Source organism: Microbacterium sp. AK009, assembly GCF_013410955.1.
Classification (GTDB): Bacteria; Actinomycetota; Actinomycetes; order Actinomycetales; family Microbacteriaceae; genus Microbacterium.
The window spans coordinates 122,010-139,300 of sequence record NZ_JACCCG010000005.1; the positions used below are offsets into that span (position 1 = coordinate 122,010).

The following is a 17,291-nucleotide window of genomic DNA, read 5'->3' on the forward strand; positions in this document are numbered from 1 at the left end:
ACGATCGATCCGTCCGATCGTCTAGCCGGGAGTCCGTCACGATGCCCTTCACTGCCCTTCGTCCCACCGCGTCCCGCCCCTCGGTCAGAGGACTCCTCCGCCTCCTCGCCGCGAGCGTCGTACTGAGCGTGGCCGTGGTCGCGGGAATGGTCTTCTCCGCCGCTCCGGCCTTCGCCGCCGAGCGCGGCACGGGCTTCGGCACGTGGGCGCCGGTGTCGGCGTACGGATGGCACGGTTCGATGCTCGTGGACGGTGTGCACACGTACTGCATCCTGCCCGGCCTGCCGCTGCCGACCGGCCCGAGCATCGATCACGGCATCAGCGGCAGCGCCGCCGGGCTCTCCGCCGAGCAGCTCACGCGCATCAACCACCTCGTCTCCACCCACGGACAGACGGATGACCCGGTGCAGGCGGCCGCGGTCGGCTGGGCTGTGAAGGCCATCGCGAACTGGGATGAGACGCTCCGCCAGTTCGGCTACGAGGGAGACTCGCTCGCGGGGGTCGTGGATCGGGTCTTCTCGCGTCTGGCCCCCGAGCACAACGCGGCGGTCCAGCAGCGTGCGGTCGCGTTCTACGACGAGGCCATGAGGATCAGAACCGGCACCCCCGTGGGATCGCTGGTCTTCACCGTCGACCCGGTCGATCATCGAAGCGGCACGGTCAGGGTCGAGACGAGTGCCGCCGGCGCCGTCGGAACGGTGACCCTCGTGGATGCCGTGTTCGCCGACACCGGTACGGCGACGCGGGAGGGCATGACCGCCGGAACCGAGTACGCGATTACGACCGCGCCTCCCGCGCCGGGACGCGCCTACACCGTCAGCGGCACCGGCCGCTTCTCAGGCGGCGTCGCTCCGGCCGTCCGCCACGTCACCACCGCCGGCGCCCAGGACACCGCGGGGCCCGGGGGCCCGGCGACATTCGACGTGGCCGGCGCCGACACCTCGCCCCGCGTCCCCCTCTTCTCCCCCTCGATCACGACGCAGGTCGCGTCGCGTTACGTCCCGGGAGGGGCGTTCGTCGACGACGTGACCGTCACCCTCGCCGACGGCGACTGGCCCCGGTCCGCTGACGGATCGCCCCTTCCGATCGCCGCCACGGCGGAGGTGTACCGCACTGCGTGGGAGCCCGCTGAACCGCAGGCCTCCGTTCCCGGCGACGCCGAACCGGTGGGCTCCCTCACGCTCGTCACCGGCGACCAGGGCGGAGAGGTCTCGTATCGCGTGACCTCGGACTGGGAGCTCCCCGGCCCCGGCTTCTACACCGCCGTGTGGACGATCACCCGCGAGGCCCAGAACGAGGAGGTCGCCGCGCACCTGCCGGCGGAGTTCTCATGGGTGGAGTCCTTCGGCGTGAGGAGCCAGATCAGCGTGGTGCCCGATGTCTCGTCACGGGCGGAGGAGCGCGTGACGGTCGGTGACCCGATGTCGGATACCGTCATCGTCGGCGGGGTCATCCCCTCGGGCGGGATGTCCGTGTCGTCCTCCGTCTATCGCGCCGCCGACGGCGTGCCGCCCGCCGAGGCCTGCACCACGGACGCCCTCATCTGGGAGAGCGAGTCGATCACCGTGACCGAGGCAGGTGAATACACGGTGACCTCTCCCAGCGTCGCCGAGCCGGGGACCTACTACTGGCGGGAGCGGGCGGTGGATGCCGCGGGCGACGAGATGCATCTTGGACCCTGCGGCCTGGCCAACGAGACCACGATCGTCGCGGAGGCGCCTCCCGCATCCGCTCCCTCACTGGCTGCGACCGGAACGGGGATCGTGACGGTCGCCGGCCCGCTCGTCGTCGGGGTGACGGTGGTCGCCACCGGCCTGGCTCTCGGCCTCTCACGGCGCCGCCGGTTCGAACACAGCGCGGGCATCGGGTAGGCTTGGGGGGTTGCCACGGGGTGTGGCGCAGCTTGGTAGCGCGCTTCGTTCGGGACGAAGAGGCCGCAGGTTCAAATCCTGTCACCCCGACCGCAGAGAGGCCTCACCGATACCGGTGGGGCCTCTCGCACGACACCGAACAGGAGCGCCGTGAACGCCACCTCGCCCCATCCCGCCCCGAAGCTCGTCGCCTTCGATCTCGACGACACCCTCGCGCCCTCGAAGAGCGCCATCGACCCCCGCATCGGCGACCTGCTCATCGCGCTGGCCGAGCGCGTCGAGGTGGCGATTATCTCCGGCGGTCAGCTCTCGCAGTTCCGCGCCCAGGTCGTCGACCTCCTTCCCACCGCGGCGTCCGACATCCTCGCCCACGTCCACCTGCTCCCCACGTGCGGCACGCAGTACTACCGCATCGACGCCGACGGCATCCGGACGGTCTACGCGCACAGCCTCACCGACGACCAGAAGGCCCGGGCCCTCGCCGCCGTGGAGGAGGAAGCCCGGCGCCTGGGGCTGTGGGAGAGCGATCCGTGGGGCGACATCCTCGAGGACCGCGGGTCGCAGATCACCTTCTCGGCGCTCGGGCAGCGGGCCCCCCTCGATGCCAAGACGGCGTGGGACCCGACGGGCGAGAAGAAGAACGCCCTCCGCGACGCCGTCGCCGCCCGCATCCCCGACCTCGAGGTCCGTTCGGGCGGCTCGACCTCCGTCGACATCACCCACCGCGGAATCGACAAGGCCTACGGCATGCGGCAGCTCTCCGAGCAGACAGGCATCGCGCTCGACGACATGCTCTTCGTCGGCGACCGCCTCGATCCGCACGGCAACGACTATCCCGTCCTGGCGATGGGCGTGCGCTGCCAGGCCGTCGAGGGGTGGGAGGACACCGCGGAATTTCTCGACGGGCTGCTCCCCACCCTTCCCGTCCGCGCCTGAGAACCGCTCAGCGCTCGACCGCCGTCCGCATCGCCTCACCCACCGGCACGAGGCGGGTGAGCTGCGTCACGTGGGAGGGCTCGAGTTCGGCGAGCGTCGATACCCCCAAGAGGCGCATCGTGCGCTCGATCTCGTCGCGGAGGATCGCAATCGCGCGATCGACGCCGGCCCTGCCCCCGGCCATCAGACCGTAAAGATAGGCCCGGCCGATCAGCGTGAACGAAGCGCCGAGGGCCATCGAGGCGACGATGTCGGCGCCGTGCATGATGCCGGTGTCGACCATGACGGTGGCATCGCGGCCGACCTCACGCACCACGCGCGGCAGCAGATGGAACGGCACCGGCGCGCGGTCGAGCTGACGACCCCCGTGGTTGGACAGCACGATGCCGTCCACTCCGGCCTCGATGAGGCGGACGGCGTCCTCCACCGTCTGCACGCCCTTGACGACGAGCTTCCCCGGCCACAGGTCGCGGATGACACCCATGTCCTCGTAGCTGATGGTCGGGTCCATCGCGGCATCCAGCAGTTCGCCGACCGTCCCGCCCGTCGACGTCAGCGACGCGAACTCGAGTTTCGGCGTGGTGAGGAAATCGAACCACCACCACGGTCGCGGGAGGGCGTTCAGTACCGTGCCGAGCGTCAGCTGCGGAGGGATGGAGAACCCGTTCCGCTTGTCGCGGAGGCGCGCCCCCGCGACGGGCGTGTCGACGGTGAACAGCAGGGTGTCGAAGCCCGCCGCCGCAGCGCGCCGGACGAGACCGTAGGAGATCTCCCGATCGCGCATGACATACAGCTGGAACCAGTTGCGGCCCCGCGGATTCGCGGCTCTGACATCCTCGATGGAGGTCGTCCCGAGCGTCGAGAGAGTGAACGGGATCCCGGCGGCTCCGGCCGCGGAGGCGCCGGCGCGCTCTCCCGCCGTGTGCATCAGCCGGGTGAATCCGGTCGGGGCGATCCCGAACGGCAGCGCGCTGGCACCGCCGAGGACGGTGAGGGACGTGTCGACGAGCTCCGCGGGTCGGAGGATCGACGGGTGGAACTCCACATCCTCGAAGGCCCGTCGTGCACGCGCCAGCGACAGCTCGCCTTCGGCGGCGCCGTCGGTGTAGTCGAACGCCGCCTTGGGCGTGCGGCGCTGCGCGATCGCCCGGAGGTCGGCGATGGTGAGGGCCGAGGCGAGGCGCCGCCGGGTGCCGTTCAGCTCGGGACGCTTGAACCGCATGAGCTCGCGCAGGTCCGCGGGCACGGGCAGCTGCCGCGGCGTGGTGGGCTCGGTCATGGCGTGATCCTCTCGGGGGGCGGGGATGTTTCGCGGGCGAAATGGGCATCGGCGTAGTAGCCGGTGATGTGGGCGCGCACGAGATCGCGGGCGAGGCCCGGATCGCCCTTCTCGACGGCCATCACGATGCCGCGGTGCTCCTGTTGCAGTCGCGCGGCCATCGCCGGCCAGTCCGCCACGCGGGCAGCTCCCACCCGCACATACGACTCGATCGCACTGCGCAATCCCGCCATCGTGGCGGTGATGACGAGATTGCCGGATGCCTCGGCGAGGCCGAGATGGAACTGCGCGTCCAGCGTCAGGAACTCCTCCCGGGTGCGCTCGGTGGCATCCATGGCATCGAGGAGGCGCCGGACCGGCGCGGTGTCGGGCGAGGCCTCGGCCGCCAGGTCCTCGACGACCGCGCTCTCCAGCGCCACGCGGGTGCGGACGACGTCATCGAGCGGGAACCCGTGCGCGGCGACCTGCAGACGCAGGAGCGCCGACATCCCGCCCTGTGGGGTTGCGATGATGACCGCGCCCGAGCTCGGCCCCGAACCCGTCCCCGTCCGGATGAGCCCCATCACCTCGAGCACGCGCAGTGCTTCGCGCACGCTCGAACGTCCGACGCCGAGGCGGGCGGCGAGGTCGCGCTCGGGCGGAAGGTGGTCGCCGGGGGAAAGCGTATTGTCGAGCAAGTCGCGCTCGATGTGCTCGAGCACGACCTGCCACGCCCGGGGCGCGGGCTGCGGTGGACCGTCCGGTGAGGGCATGGCGACTCCGATGAACAGACCGCCACCCTACCCTGTGGTCAGACCACACGCAACCGGGCCACGCCACCGGGCGCTCACCGTCCGTCGAGGCGTCCGCCTGACTCACGCAGATAGCACTCCGCGCACATCGACTCGTAGGTCACGCGGTCGGCGGAGAGCTCGTCGATCGCGACCTGGTCACCGTCGAAGACGAATCGGCCGCCGACCAGTCGGGCGTTGAAGAGGGCCTTGCTCCCGCAACGGCAGATGGTCTTCAGCTCCTCGAGACTGTGGGCGAGTTCCATCAGCCGGGCGGATCCGGGAAATGCATCGGTGCGGAAATCGGTGCGGATGCCGTAGGCGAGGACCGGGACGCCGTCGAGCACGACGATGCGAAGGAGGTCATCGACCTGTTCGCGCGTGAGGAACTGTGCCTCGTCGATGAGGAGACAGGCCACGTCGGGGCTCGTCCCTCCCGCCTCGGGAACGAGGGCTTCATCCCCGGCGTGCCTGACGCGTTCGCGATGCTCGGCGAAGAGACTGCGGATGTCGTCGTCGGGCGCCACGAGGAAGTCGACATCCCGGGTGACCCCGAGGCGGCTGGACACCTTCGCAGCATCCTTGGTGTCGATCGCGGGTTTGGCGAGCAGAACGTGCTGTCCGCGCTCCTCGTAGTTGTAAGCGGCTTGGAGCAGCGCGGTCGACTTCCCGGAGTTCATCGCCCCGTACCGGAAATAGAGCTTCGCCACCCCGCGAGTCTAGGCCCCGGGCGATCGTCTCACCGCCCGCCGAAACCGCCGCCACCGCCCCCTCCGCCCGAGAATCCCCCACCGCTCGAGCTGCCCGATGACGACCAGCTGCGCGAGGAGGACGATCCCGACGACGACGATGAGCCCCGCGAGACGGGGGTCACCGCGAGCCTGCCGATCGATGACGACGCCCGCGAGAGCGAATCGGTGGTGACGGCATCGAAGAGGGCGAGCCTCGATCCCGCCCCGGCCATCGGCGCGTCGCCTGCCGCACGGATCACCTCGATCCACTCCCGCTGCATCCCGAACAGGACGGCATAGGGAAGCAGACGCTCGTACAGATTGATCACGTCGGCACCGGCCGCGCCCGGCGCGTCGCCGAAGGGGCGCCTGCCGGAGGTGACGAGGTCGGCGGTGCCCGGTCCCTGCGCCGCGCGCAGACGCTCCTCCTCGGCGAGGAGCAGATAGCGTCGCATGCCCTCGAGGTAGGTGCGGTGCTTTCCGCCCGCCAGGGTCAGAGTGGACCCGGGCACTGAGAAGAACGGCAGGATGATGAAGGCGGCGAAGCCGCTCGCGACCGCGAGTCCGTAGATCCATCCCCCCGTCGCATCGAGATCCCGCACGACCGAGGGCACCTCGTCGACGAAGAAGCACAGCAGGATGGCGACGACGAGACCCCCGATCTGCAGCAGGCCCCGCACCCGTCCGACCCATCCGGGGGTGGCGGCTCGATAACCGCGGTCGATGGTGGCCCGGTCGATCTGCCGCACGTACGTCGCCGCCCGCGTAGGCGGCGTGCGGGCGAACGCTCCGAGGTCGATCCGGTCGCCGACCTCGGCGTCCTTGCCGTAGAGGGCGGTCACGACGCGGCGGTCGTCATGGGCGAGACCGGAGGCGTCGCGGAGCACGACGGAGAAGTCGTCGGCGTCGGCACGCTGTCCCGACGCTGCGATCTCGACCTTGTCGCGGACGGCGAGATCCACCACGTGGGCGGCCAGGGCGCGCTCGGGCGTCCCCCACACCCCGGCCGACAGCGTGGGCGACTCGTCGCTCGGGGGCGAGTACTGCACGACGACCGGAGAGCGGTCGGGGTTCCGCCGCAGCAGCGCACGCAGCACGGCGACGAAGACGAAGCCGCCGATCCCGGCTACATATGCCGCGGCCGGGAGCGCCCACTCCCACCACGGATACGGCGGCGGCGGGGGCGGCGAGACCGCGGCGAAGGCGCCGGTGGCGAATCCCAGCGACACGGTGACGTTCTCGTCGGGGCCGAGATCGACGTCCGACGCTTCGAATGACGCTCCGACCGCGGCCGACCCCTCTGGATCGAGCCCTGTCGCCCAGAGGGCGACGGGACCCTCCCGCAGCGAGGGCGGTGTCACCGGACGGATATCGCACCGCTCGGTCGACCCGGCGGGGCCGGTGTAGCAGTAGGCGCGTCCCGGGAGCAGATCATCGGACGGGTCGCCGAGAACGTGCACGATCGCCTCCACGCTGTCGAAGGGCTGAGCGTGATCGGTACCCACGGTGTCACACGTGAACTCGTCGGCGTCGGTGTCGTCGTACCTGACGACGCCATCGGTCATCGTGTAGGAGATGACGTACGTCTGCAGGCCGCGGACGAAGTCGTCGTCACCGGTGAGCACGTAGACGAAGTCATCGTCCTCCTCGATCCACCACGGGATGGGAACCCCGTCCGCGCCCTGAACGCTCACGACGGTCGTGTCGTGCTCGATCCCCGAATCGGCCTTCGGCAGGGCGCGGACGATCCCTCGGTTCTGGTCGAAGTCCGGGAAACGCGCGACGATCGTCTCGGTGGTGAACAGCGCGCTCTGCCCGTTCGTCTCTCGCCCGAGCCAGTACTCGCCTCGGAAGGAGTCGTAGGAGAAGTCGTCGACGTCGGCGGCGACGACACCGACAGGCGCTCCGGCCGGATCCGCGGCCGCCGCCCCCGACGAGACCAGACCGCCCGCGGATGCCACCAGGACGGCTGCGACCACCACGCCCTTCGCGATCCCCACGGCGCCAGCGTAGCGATCGCGACCCTCAGGCGGTGAGGGCGAGAGCCTCCGCCGTCTCCGACAGCACCTCTTCGGCGACCTCGGGCCGCGGGTTCAGCGTGTGTCCGTAGCTCGGGATCAGCTGCTGGAGTCGCGGCTCCCACGCGTCGATCCGGTCGGGGAAGCACGTCTTCAGCAGCCCCAGCATGATCGACACCGCCGTGGACGCCCCGGGCGAAGCTCCGAGCAGCCCGGCGATCGTGCCGTCTGCCGACGTGACCACCTCGGTGCCGAACTGCAGCACGCCACCCTTCTTCGGGTCCTTCTTCATGACCTGCGCACGCTGGCCGGCCTGAAGCAGCTCCCAGTCCTCATCACGCGCGGTGGGCATGAAGTCGCGGAGGCTGTCGACCTTGCGAGCGTGGTTTTTCAGCAGCTCCCCCACGAGGTACTTGATCAGCCCGGGATTGTCGACGGCGACCTTCAGCATGGGGAGGATGTTGCCCGGCCGAACCTGCGCCACGATGTCGGTGATCTTGCCGTTCTTCAGGAACTTCGGGCTGAAAGTGGCGAACGGGCCGAACAGCAGCGAGGCCTCGCCGTCGACGACGCGAGTGTCGAGGTGCGGCACCGACATCGGCGGCGCCCCGACCGAAGCCTGGGAGTAGACCTTCGCGCGGTGTTGCGCCACGAGGGCGGGGTTGCTGGTCTTCAGCCACTGCCCGCCGATCGGGAAGACTCCGTATCCGTTGATCTCGGGGATGCGGCTGGACTGAAGGAGCTTCAGCGCCCATCCACCGGCGCCGACGAACACGAACCGCGCCCGGGTCTCGCCGGGGGTGTGGCCGATGGTGTTGCGCCAGCGCACCCGCCAGGTGCCGTCTTTCGCACGCCGGACCTTCTTCACTTCGCGGTTGGTGATGACCTCCGCGCCCTTGTCCACGAGGTCGTCGAAGAGCTGACGAGTGAGCGCGCCGAAGTCGACATCGGTCCCACTGGGCACACGGGTCGCCGCGAAAGGCTCGCCCTTCTTCCGCTTCTTCATCAGCAGCGGGGCCCACTGGTTGATCACCCGCGAGTCCTCGCTGTACTCGATGCCGGCGAAGAGCGGCTGTTGCCTGAGGACCTCATAGCGCTTGCGAAGGTAAGCGACGTCCTTCTCCCCCGTGACGAAGGTCATGTGCGGGGTGGCGTTGATGAAGGTCGACGGCTCGTCGAGCACGCCCTTCTCCACCAGGGATGACCACAGCTGGCGGCTCTGCTGGAACTGCTCGTTGATCGCGATGGCTTTGGCGGGGTCGAGCGATCCGTCCGGACCCTCGGGCATGTAGTTCAGCTCGCACAGGGCTGCGTGACCGGTCCCGGCGTTGTTCCATGCGTTGGAGCTCTCCAGCGCCACGTCGCTCAGCCGTTCGTAGACTTCGATCTTCCAGTCCGGCTGGATCTCCTTCAGCAGGGTGCCGAGAGTGGCCGACATGATGCCCCCGCCGATCAGGACGACGTCGATGACGTCGTCTGGTGCCGCCGGTGGGGTCTCGGGATCGGGGGAATCAGTCACGCCTCGATTCTACGCGCCGCGGAAAAACCTCCCGATCAGAGCGCGGGTGCGAGCACCGAAAGGATGACGGAACTTTCTCGTCGTCGAAAGACCGATCGGACTATACGTCGGCGCGCGCGAACCGCCGGGCCGCCACGAGCTCCGCGATCTGCACGGCGTTGAGGGCGGCGCCCTTGCGGAGGTTGTCGTTGCTGACGAAGAGGACGAGTCCCCGCCCCTCGGGCGCAGACTGGTCGGCGCGGATCCGCCCGACGAAGCTCGGGTCCTTCCCGGCCGCCTGCAGCGGCGTCGGCACCTCCTCGAGGCTCACCCCGGGGGCATCCGAAAGGATCTCGACCGCCCGCGCCGGTGAGATCTCGCGGGCGAACTCCGCGTGGATGCTCAGCGAGTGGCCGGTGAAGACCGGCACCCGCACACAGGTGCCGGCGACACGGAGGTCCGGAAGCTCGAGGATCTTGCGGCTCTCGTTCCGAAGCTTCTTCTCCTCGTCGGTCTCGTTCGCGCCGTCGTCGACGAGGTTGCCGGCAAGCGGGATCACGTCGAAGGCGATCGGCGCGACGTACTTCTCGGGCTCGGGGAAATCTACCGCCGAACCGTCATGGACGAGCCGCAGCGTGTCACCCTGTGCCAGCACACCCTGGACCTGGCCGAGCAGCTCCTCGGCGCCGGCCAAACCCGATCCGCTCACCGCCTGATAGGTGCTCACGACCAGGCGCTCGAGCCCCGCCTCGGCGTGGAGCGGCTTCAGCACGGGCATGGCCGCCATCGTCGTGCAGTTCGGGTTGGCGATGATGCCCTTGACGGCGTCATCGATGGCATGGGGGTTGACCTCGCTGACGACCAGGGGCACCTCGGGATCCATGCGCCAGGCGCTGGAGTTGTCGATGACGACGGCGCCCGCCTCGGCGAAGCGCGGCGCGTGCGCCCGGCTGCCCGTCGCGCCGGCGGAGAACAGGGCGATGTCGATGCCCTGCGGGTCGGCGGTGGCGACATCCTCGATGATCACCGTGTGCCCGGCGAAGTCCACCGCGGTGCCTGCCGATCGCGCGGTGGCGAAGAGGCGGATCTCACGGATGGGGAACGAGCGTTCCAGGAGGATGTCGCGCATGACGGTGCCGACCTGACCGGTGGCACCGACGACGGCGAGGGACAGACCGGAGTCGGAGATGCGGGCCATGGGTAGGGAGTCTATCGCTCCGGCCGCGGGCCCTTTCCGTGTGTGACGCCCCGGATGCGCCGCCTTGGCGTGCGCCTCACGTTTCGGAACGAAGACGCACGTACTCGTTGATGAGGACTCCGGAGCGGAAGGTTCGGCTCGTTTCGAGGGTGAACGCGGCCGGGTCGTAGCCCGCGGCGAAGAGCGGACGACCGTCACCGAAGACGACCGGATTGACCTTCAGCACCAGGCGGTCGATGTCGTCCATCAGCTGGCCGGCGAGATCGCCTCCCCCGCAGAGCCAGATGTCACCTCCACCTCGCGCTTTCAGGTCCGCCACGACGCCCCGGGGATCGTCTCGCACCACGCGTACGCCCGCTCCCACGTCGGCGTCGGTGCGGGTCCGCGAGAAGACGATCTGGTCGAGATGGGCATACGGCGAGTCTGTGACGCCGAGGCCTGCGGCGAAGGTGTTCCATCCCATGAGGACCGTGGCGAACCGCTCGCGCGGCGCCGTCGACCCGGATTGCTCGTAGAAGGCGGAGGGCAGCGTGTCCGCCCAGTCGTGCTGGATCGCCGCGAGGTGATCGCCGGTCGTGAGGAAGGCCTCGAACCCGCCGTCGGGCGCGCAGATGCGCCCGTCGAGGCTGGTCGCGACGTAGTAGACGAGTTCCGTCATGGCATCACCTTTCACAACATCTGTTGTGGTTAACTTACGACAGATGTCGTGGTCCCGCTAGGGTGGCGGTGTGGCCCGGAACGACGCACGACGCCAGACGCTCGCAGACGCAGGGCTGTCGGTCGTCGCACGCGAGGGGATGCGGGGTCTCACCCACCGGTCCGTCGACGCGCAGGCAGGCGTGCCCGTGGGCACGACCTCGAACTACTTCCGCACCAGAGCAGCGCTCATCGCGGCGCTGGTGGAACGGATCGGAGAGCGACTGGCGCCGGATCCGACGGTGCACGCGCCGTGGCTGGATCGCGCGCCGACCCCGTCGCTGTTCGCCGATTACGCGCACGACATCGTGCGCCGACTGCTGGCCGACCGCGAGGTCTCTCTCGCACTATTCACCCTTCGCGTCGAGGCAGCGCGCAACCCCGAGATCGCCGAGCCCCTGAGGGAGTGGATGCGCACGGGCTTCGCCGCCGACGTCGCGTTCAACCGGGCCGCAGGCCTCCCCGGCGGCGACTTCGAGATCGCCCTGTTCCATTTCGCCCTGGAGGGGCTGGTGCTGGACAGGCTGACAGTGTCGATCGATCCGGAGATCTCCACCGATGCCGCGGTCGAGGCGTTCGTCCGCGGGATCCTGGGTGAGGACCCGCCTCCGGGTCAGCGCCCGGTGCCGGCGTAGACGACGGCCTCGGTCTCACCGTCGAGACCGTATGCGGCGTGGACGACACGAGCGGCCTCGCCGAGGTTGTCGCCGCGCACGACGACGGAGGTGCGGATCTCGGAGGTCGAGATCATCTCGATGTTGATCCGTGCGACGCTCAGGGCCTCGAACAGGGTCGCGGCCACGCCGGAGTGCGTGCGCATTCCGGCACCGACGATCGAGAGTTTTCCGATCTGGTCATCGTGGACGAGGCTCTGGAACCCGACCTCCGTCTGCTCGCCGGCGAGGGCCTTCAGCGCCGCCGTCGCGTCGGACTTCGGCAGGGTGAAGGAGATATCGGTGAGCCCGGTCGCCGCTGCGGAGGCGTTCTGCACGATCATGTCGACATTCGCGCCCGACTTGGCCACGATCTTGAAGATGTCCGCGGCCTTGCCGGGAACGTCGGGTACACCGATGACGGTGATCTTGGCCTGGCTGAGGTCGGTGGCGACTCCGGCGACGATCGGCTCTTCCATTTTCTCTCCCTTCTCCCCGTCGGGAAGACTCTGGCCCGGCCCCACGACCCACGTCCCGACGTCCGGGCTGAACGTCGACCGTGCGTGGATCAGCACTCCGTGCCGTCGGGCGTACTCCACGGCGCGGATGTACAGCACCTTCGCACCGTTGGCGGCGAGCTCGAGCATCTCCTCGCTGGAGATGCTGCCGAGCTTCTGCGCCTTCGGCACGACCCGCGGATCGGCGGTGAAGATCCCGTCCACGTCACTGTAGATCTCGCACACGTCGGCCTGGAGCGCGGCCGCGAGGGCCACGGCAGTGGTGTCGGACCCGCCGCGCCCGAGCGTGGTGATGTCGCGGGTATCGCGGTTGAACCCCTGGAACCCGGCGACGATCACGATCGCGCCGTCATCGAGCGCCTCTCGGAGGCGCACCGGCGTGACGTCGACGATGCGCGCGGCGCCGTGCGTGGCATCCGTGATCATGCCCGCCTGGCTGCCGGTGAACGATCGCGCCTCGAAACCCATGGAATGGATGGCCATCGCCAGGAGCGCCATCGAGATCCGCTCACCGCTGGAGAGCAGCATGTCGAGCTCGCGCGGAGCCGGCATCGGGGCGACCTTGCCCGCGAGCTCGAGAAGCTCGTCGGTGGTGTCGCCCATGGCACTGACGGCCACGACGACCTCGTGTCCGGCGCGTCGGGTGTCGACGATCCGCTTGGCGACCCGCTTGATGCTCTCGGCATCGGCGACGGACGAGCCACCGTACTTCTGGACGATCAACGCCACGTGTAGAACCCCCGCGTACGTCTGGCGCCACGGCGCCCGGCGACGGCGCGCGACGGGACGGCGCACCGAAGCACCATCTTACGGACCGTCGCATTCCCCGACTTCCATGTACCCTGCCGACCATGACGGCGGAACTCGCGGCGTGGTCGGACTTCAACGTGGCGATCGTGGGTGCTGCTGCGGCCCTCGCGGGGCTGGTCATCGTCGCGGCCAGCGTCAACATCCGGGAGGTCATTCAGGCGACCACCGTCACCGCCCGACTGGGGGCCGGCATCGTCGCGCTCGTCGTCGCCCTCTCGGTCGGGGCGATCGGCTTGATACCCGACCTCGATGCCGTCGGTTACGGCGTGATCATCCTCGTGCTCACCCTCATCGCCGCCGTCTTCCAGGGGCACGCGGCACGTGTCATCGTCCGCACTCCCCCGCCGGGCGACGACGCCCCACCCACGGTGACGAAGGCCGTCATCGGATTCGTGCCGATCGCCGCGTACGCCCTGGCGGGATGCGCACTTCTCATCGGCCACCCCGCCGGGTTGTACGCCGCCGCTGGGGCCGCGCTCCTGACGATCGCCTCCGCGCTGCTGGTGTCGTGGATCGCGTTGGTCGAGGTGCTGCGCTGATCAGCCCGGGGCGACCGGTGGCGGATCGACCGCGGCGCGACGCGGCCGGAGGGTGCCGCCCGTGGCGGCGAGCCAGCATCCGAGGATGACCAGCGGGAAGCCGAGAAGCAGTCCGACCGTGAGGGGCTCGGAGAGCACGATGACCCCGAGAAGGATGGCCACCACCGGATTGACGTAGGTGAACAGCGGTGCGCGGGCGGGACCGACCTCGCGGATGAGGGCGAAGAAGGCGATGAACGCGAGTGCCGTGCAGAGCACCGCCAGGAGTCCCAGCGACCACAGGCTCCGTACGCTCGGCGGGCCCGGCTGCACGATCAGCGCCACCGGGAGGTAGCACAGCCCGACCACCAGCAGCGACACCGTGATGGTGCCGAGCGGCGGCACGTCGCGCAGCTTGTGGGCGACGATGAAGGGAGCGGTGGCGTACAGCACGGCCACCAGCAGCACCTCCCCCACGGCGATGAGACCGGCGACGACCTCCCCCTCGGAGAGGGCGGGGCCTGCGACGATCACCCCGACGCCGAGGAATCCGATGACGAGGCCGAGGACCCGGGAGGGGCTGAGGGCGGCGCGGTCGCCGCCGATGACGGCGATGATCGCCGCGAACAGGGGCACCGTGGCCACGAGGAGTCCGGTCAGGCCCGATGACAGTGTCAGCTCGGCGTGGCTGAGGAGGAAGAACGGTCCGGCCATCTCGACCGCCCCGAATGCCAGCACCCATCCGATCTTCGCGAACGCGGGGCGCAGTGCCTTCGCGCGCAGCGCGAAGGGAAGCAGCAGCAGGGCGGCGGCCAGGGTTCTGCCCGCCACCACGCCTGCCGGGGAGATGGTCTCGACAGCTTCCTTGATGAAGAGGTACGGCATGCCCCAGAGCACCGACATGACCGCGAAGAGGATCCAGCCGCGCGTGCCGAACCGACCTCCGGCCGGAGGGGCGGTGACGGGCGCGGTCACATCGAGCGCCGGCCTTCGAAGGCCCGCCCCAGGGTCACCTCGTCGGCGTACTCGAGATCGCCCCCGACCGGCAGCCCCGAGGCCAACCGGGTAACGGTGATCTGCAGCGTGTGGAGCAACCGGCTGAGGTATGTCGCCGTCGCCTCGCCCTCGAGGTTGGGGTTCGTGGCGAGGATGACCTCCTGCACGGTTCCGTCTGCCAGTCGCTGCATGAGCGACGCGATTCGCAGGTCGTCGGGTCCGATCCCCGCGATCGGGCTGATGGCGCCGCCGAGCACGTGGTAGAGCCCGCGGAACTCGCGGGTCCGTTCGATCGCCGCGACGTCTTTGGCATCCTCGACCACGCAGATGAGCGTGGCGTTGCGACGCGGGTCGCGGCAGATGGCGCAGCGCTCCTGCTCGGAGACGTTGCCGCAGATCTCGCAGAAGCGGACCCGCTCTCGCACGTCGGCGAGGAGGTGCGACAGCCGCGACACGTCGAAGTTCGGGGTCTGCAGGATGTGGAACACGATCCGCTGCGCCGACTTCGGTCCGATACCCGGAAGACGCCCGAACTCGTCGATCAGGTCCTGGACGATGCCGTCGTACATCAGCCGAACCTCGTCGGCGCCTGGTGCGGCTCCTCGCGGACGAATCGCGCACCCAGGACCTGGCGGACGACCGCCTCGCCGTACCGCTGCATGCCCCCGGAGGGCCGCGCGGGCGCCACGATGGGCGGGGCGATGACGGGAGGCACGGGGGCGTCGACGGCGCTCGGCGCCACCTCCACGTCGGAATCGTCGTCGGGCTCGGAGGAGGACACGACTTCGGAGGCCGGGAGCACCTGCCCCTCCCGCCGAGGTGCAGCAGTCGCCGCCCGGACGCGGGCGACCTCGATCGCGGCGTCTTCCGGATCGTCGTCGACGGCCAGGGCGGGCATCACGCGATCAACGGCATCGCCGCCGGTCTCGCCGGCATCGCGCGGAATCGGGGCGACCGCCCACTCCGTGACCGAGGCCACGGCGCCGGCCGTCGCCCCGCCCGGCGCGGACGCGACCGGACGATCGGCGACGCCGCGCATCTGCGCTGCCTGCGGCGTGGCGGCCTGGCCCGCTCCCCCGCCTCGCCCGGGCGGGTCGGACGGGCCGGGGTCGTCGTAGGGATCCGGCGGCGGGGGAGGCCCGTCCTCACCGCCGCTGTCTCGCTGGCCTTCGTCACGGGGCTCACCGGGACCGGCGTCATGGCGGGCGAGGTACTTGACACGTATACCCAGGACCCCCTGGATCGCGGTACGGAGGTCTTCGCTGGGTCCCGCACCGGCGGTCCTCTGCTTGAACTTCACCAGGTCGGCCTGGCTCTGGAACGACAGGGTGAGCACGTCGTCCTTCAGGTCGGCGACGCGCGCGGCCGTGGCGACCAGCCACGACGAACGGCTCAGGTCTTCGAGCCGAGCCAGCACCTCGGGCCAGGCATTGCGCATGAGCTCGAGGGTGACGGGACCGGCCGGCGGGGTGGCGACCGGTTGGACGGGTGTGGGTGCGGCCGGTGCAGAGGCCGAGGCCCCGACGTTCGGCGAGGACTCCGCGCCGGGTGACGGCACCGATGCCACCGACGGGCTCGACGCCGCCGATGTCGCCGCAGGGCTCGGCGCCGCCGCCGGGGCGGAGTCGGGCGCAGGCGGCGCCGGGGCGGCCGCGACGTGCGCGGCGGGCGACGCACCGACACCCGCCGCCGTCGTCCCCGTGTGCGTCAGCACGCGGGCGATCATCAGCTCGAGCTGCAGGCGCGGTGAGGTCGCACCGGTCATGTCGTCCAGAGCGCCGATGACGATGTCGGCGGTGCGCGAGAGCCGCTCGACCCCGAAGGCGTCGGCCTGCCGCATCATCTGGGCCAGATCCTCCTCGGACGTGCCGCGCAAGACCGCTGCCGCCCCCTGACCGGCGGCACCGACGATGATGAGGTCTCGCAGCCGCTCGAGCAGGTCGTCGACGAAACGACGCGGGTCCTGCCCGGTCTGCACCACCCGATCGACCGCCGCGAACGCCGCGGCGGCATCGGCGGCGGCGAAGGCGTCGACGACCTCGTTCAGCAGCTCACCGTGGGTGTACCCGAGCAGGGCGACGGCGCGCTCGTACCGCACGACCGGGCCGTCCGACCCGGCGATCAGCTGATCGAGGAGCGAGAGGGTGTCGCGGGGCGACCCCCCTCCGGCACGCACGACGAGCGGCAGGACGCCCGTCTCGACCGTCACACCCTCGCTCTCGCAGAGCGTGTGGACGTACTCCAGCATCGCGGCGGGGGGCACGAGTCGGAACGGGTAGTGATGCGTCCGCGACCGGATCGTGCCGATGACCTTCTCGGGCTCGGTGGTGGCGAAGATGAACTTCACATGCTCGGGCGGTTCTTCGACGAGCTTCAGCAGCGCGTTGAAACCCTGCGGGGTGACCATGTGCGCCTCGTCGAGGATGAAGATCTTGAATCGATCGCGCGCGGGTGCGAAGACCGCCCGTTCCCGCAGATCGCGGGCATCGTCCACGCCGTTGTGGGAGGCCGCGTCGATTTCGACCACATCGAGCGAGCCGCCACCGCCCCGCCCCAGCTCCACGCAGCTCTCGCACGTGCCGCAGGGGGTGTCGGTGGGACCCGCGGCGCAGTTCAGGCAGCGGGCGAGGATGCGCGCCGACGTCGTCTTCCCACAGCCGCGGGGACCGGAGAACAGGTAGGCGTGACCGACCCGATCGCTGCGCAGCGCCGTCATGAGCGGCTCGGTGACCTGCGACTGCCCGATCATCTCGCCGAACGCCTCGGGACGGTAGCGGCGATACAGGGCGGTGGTCACCC

At 70.0% G+C, this 17,291-nt stretch carries 15 protein-coding genes and 1 tRNA gene; 5 read left to right on the top strand and 11 right to left on the bottom strand.

Translation table 11 applies throughout. The features are described from left to right. The first annotated feature begins 41 nt into the window (after positions 1-41). The 3 genes from HDC37_RS12065 (at position 42) to HDC37_RS12075 (ending at position 2,807) form a co-directional block, all read left to right on the top strand. The gene (locus tag HDC37_RS12065; RefSeq protein WP_179560653.1) at positions 42-1,871 is read left to right on the top strand and encodes a hypothetical protein; all 1,830 of its coding nucleotides are present in this window, start codon (positions 42-44) and stop codon (positions 1,869-1,871) included. Between the two features lie 16 nt (positions 1,872-1,887). Next, positions 1,888-1,961, top strand: a tRNA-Pro gene (locus HDC37_RS12070). A 60-nt stretch (positions 1,962-2,021) separates the two neighbouring features. Beyond that, positions 2,022-2,807: an HAD-IIB family hydrolase gene (locus tag HDC37_RS12075; RefSeq protein WP_179560654.1), complete on the top strand. Its 786-nt coding sequence runs from the start codon at positions 2,022-2,024 to the stop codon at positions 2,805-2,807. Between the two features lie 7 nt (positions 2,808-2,814). On the opposite strand, the gene HDC37_RS12080 is transcribed toward HDC37_RS12075, so the two are convergent. The 7 genes from HDC37_RS12080 to HDC37_RS12110 all read right to left on the bottom strand — a co-directional run bounded on the left by HDC37_RS12080 (position 2,815) and on the right by HDC37_RS12110 (position 10,959). Beyond that, positions 2,815-4,086, bottom strand: a complete 1,272-nt coding sequence (locus HDC37_RS12080; RefSeq protein WP_179560655.1) for an alpha-hydroxy acid oxidase — start codon at positions 4,084-4,086, stop codon at positions 2,815-2,817. Further along, positions 4,083-4,838: a FadR/GntR family transcriptional regulator gene (locus HDC37_RS12085; RefSeq protein ID WP_179560656.1), complete on the bottom strand. Its 756-nt coding sequence runs from the start codon at positions 4,836-4,838 to the stop codon at positions 4,083-4,085. Before HDC37_RS12085 ends, HDC37_RS12080 begins: the two co-directional genes overlap by 4 nt. Before the next feature lie 74 nt (positions 4,839-4,912). Next, on the bottom strand, positions 4,913-5,566 hold the full coding sequence (locus HDC37_RS12090; RefSeq protein ID WP_179560657.1) for a thymidine kinase: 654 nt from the start codon (positions 5,564-5,566) through the stop codon (positions 4,913-4,915). A 29-nt stretch (positions 5,567-5,595) separates the two neighbouring features. Then, positions 5,596-7,587, bottom strand: a complete 1,992-nt coding sequence (locus HDC37_RS12095) for a DUF2207 domain-containing protein (protein WP_179560658.1) — start codon at positions 7,585-7,587, stop codon at positions 5,596-5,598. Between the two features lie 25 nt (positions 7,588-7,612). Further along, positions 7,613-9,124: a malate:quinone oxidoreductase gene (locus HDC37_RS12100; RefSeq protein WP_179560659.1), complete on the bottom strand. Its 1,512-nt coding sequence runs from the start codon at positions 9,122-9,124 to the stop codon at positions 7,613-7,615. Positions 9,125-9,224: 100 nt separating this feature from the next. Continuing rightward, complete coding sequence (locus tag HDC37_RS12105) at positions 9,225-10,301, bottom strand: aspartate-semialdehyde dehydrogenase (protein WP_179560660.1); 1,077 nt, start codon at positions 10,299-10,301, stop codon at positions 9,225-9,227. Between the two features lie 76 nt (positions 10,302-10,377). Then, positions 10,378-10,959, bottom strand: a complete 582-nt coding sequence (locus HDC37_RS12110) for a dihydrofolate reductase family protein (protein ID WP_179560661.1) — start codon at positions 10,957-10,959, stop codon at positions 10,378-10,380. Between the two features lie 70 nt (positions 10,960-11,029). On the opposite strand from HDC37_RS12110, the gene HDC37_RS12115 reads away from it, so the two are divergent. Continuing rightward, entirely contained in the window at positions 11,030-11,632 is a 603-nt protein-coding gene (locus HDC37_RS12115) for a TetR/AcrR family transcriptional regulator (protein ID WP_179560662.1), read from the top strand. On the opposite strand, the gene HDC37_RS12120 is transcribed toward HDC37_RS12115, so the two are convergent. After that, on the bottom strand, positions 11,611-12,897 hold the full coding sequence (locus HDC37_RS12120) for an aspartate kinase (RefSeq protein ID WP_179560663.1): 1,287 nt from the start codon (positions 12,895-12,897) through the stop codon (positions 11,611-11,613). The two genes, HDC37_RS12115 and HDC37_RS12120, sit on opposite strands and share 22 nt — an antisense overlap. Positions 12,898-13,019: 122 nt before the next feature. Between HDC37_RS12120 and HDC37_RS12125 the strand changes: the two genes are divergently transcribed. Further along, positions 13,020-13,517: a hypothetical protein gene (locus tag HDC37_RS12125; protein WP_179560664.1), complete on the top strand. Its 498-nt coding sequence runs from the start codon at positions 13,020-13,022 to the stop codon at positions 13,515-13,517. Here the strand turns inward: HDC37_RS12125 and HDC37_RS17555 are convergent, their stop codons facing one another. The 3 genes from HDC37_RS17555 to HDC37_RS12140 are packed head-to-tail and all read right to left on the bottom strand — an operon-like array spanning position 13,518 to position 17,289. Continuing rightward, a complete protein-coding gene (locus tag HDC37_RS17555) occupies positions 13,518-14,471 on the bottom strand; it encodes a DMT family transporter (protein ID WP_308472197.1) in 954 nt (317 codons plus the stop codon). After that, positions 14,468-15,061, bottom strand: coding sequence for a recombination mediator RecR (gene recR / locus HDC37_RS12135; protein WP_179560665.1), 594 nt, complete (start codon positions 15,059-15,061; stop codon positions 14,468-14,470). Before recR ends, HDC37_RS17555 begins: the two co-directional genes overlap by 4 nt. Further along, positions 15,061-17,289, bottom strand: coding sequence for a DNA polymerase III subunit gamma and tau (locus HDC37_RS12140; RefSeq protein ID WP_179560666.1), 2,229 nt, complete (start codon positions 17,287-17,289; stop codon positions 15,061-15,063). The genes recR and HDC37_RS12140 overlap by 1 nt, the downstream gene beginning before the upstream one ends. Between the last annotated feature and the right edge of the window lie 2 nt (positions 17,290-17,291).

Coding starts and splice junctions, on each gene's coding strand:
- HDC37_RS12065 (WP_179560653.1), top strand. CDS start 42: ATGCCCTTCACTGCCCTTCGTCCCACCGCGTCCCGCCCCTCGGTCAGA.
- HDC37_RS12080 (WP_179560655.1), bottom strand. CDS start 4,086: ATGACCGAGCCCACCACGCCGCGGCAGCTGCCCGTGCCCGCGGACCTG.
- HDC37_RS12085 (WP_179560656.1), bottom strand. CDS start 4,838: ATGCCCTCACCGGACGGTCCACCGCAGCCCGCGCCCCGGGCGTGGCAG.
- HDC37_RS12105 (WP_179560660.1), bottom strand. CDS start 10,301: ATGGCCCGCATCTCCGACTCCGGTCTGTCCCTCGCCGTCGTCGGTGCC.
- HDC37_RS12110 (WP_179560661.1), bottom strand. CDS start 10,959: ATGACGGAACTCGTCTACTACGTCGCGACCAGCCTCGACGGGCGCATC.
- HDC37_RS12125 (WP_179560664.1), top strand. CDS start 13,020: ATGACGGCGGAACTCGCGGCGTGGTCGGACTTCAACGTGGCGATCGTG.
- recR (WP_179560665.1), bottom strand. CDS start 15,061: ATGTACGACGGCATCGTCCAGGACCTGATCGACGAGTTCGGGCGTCTT.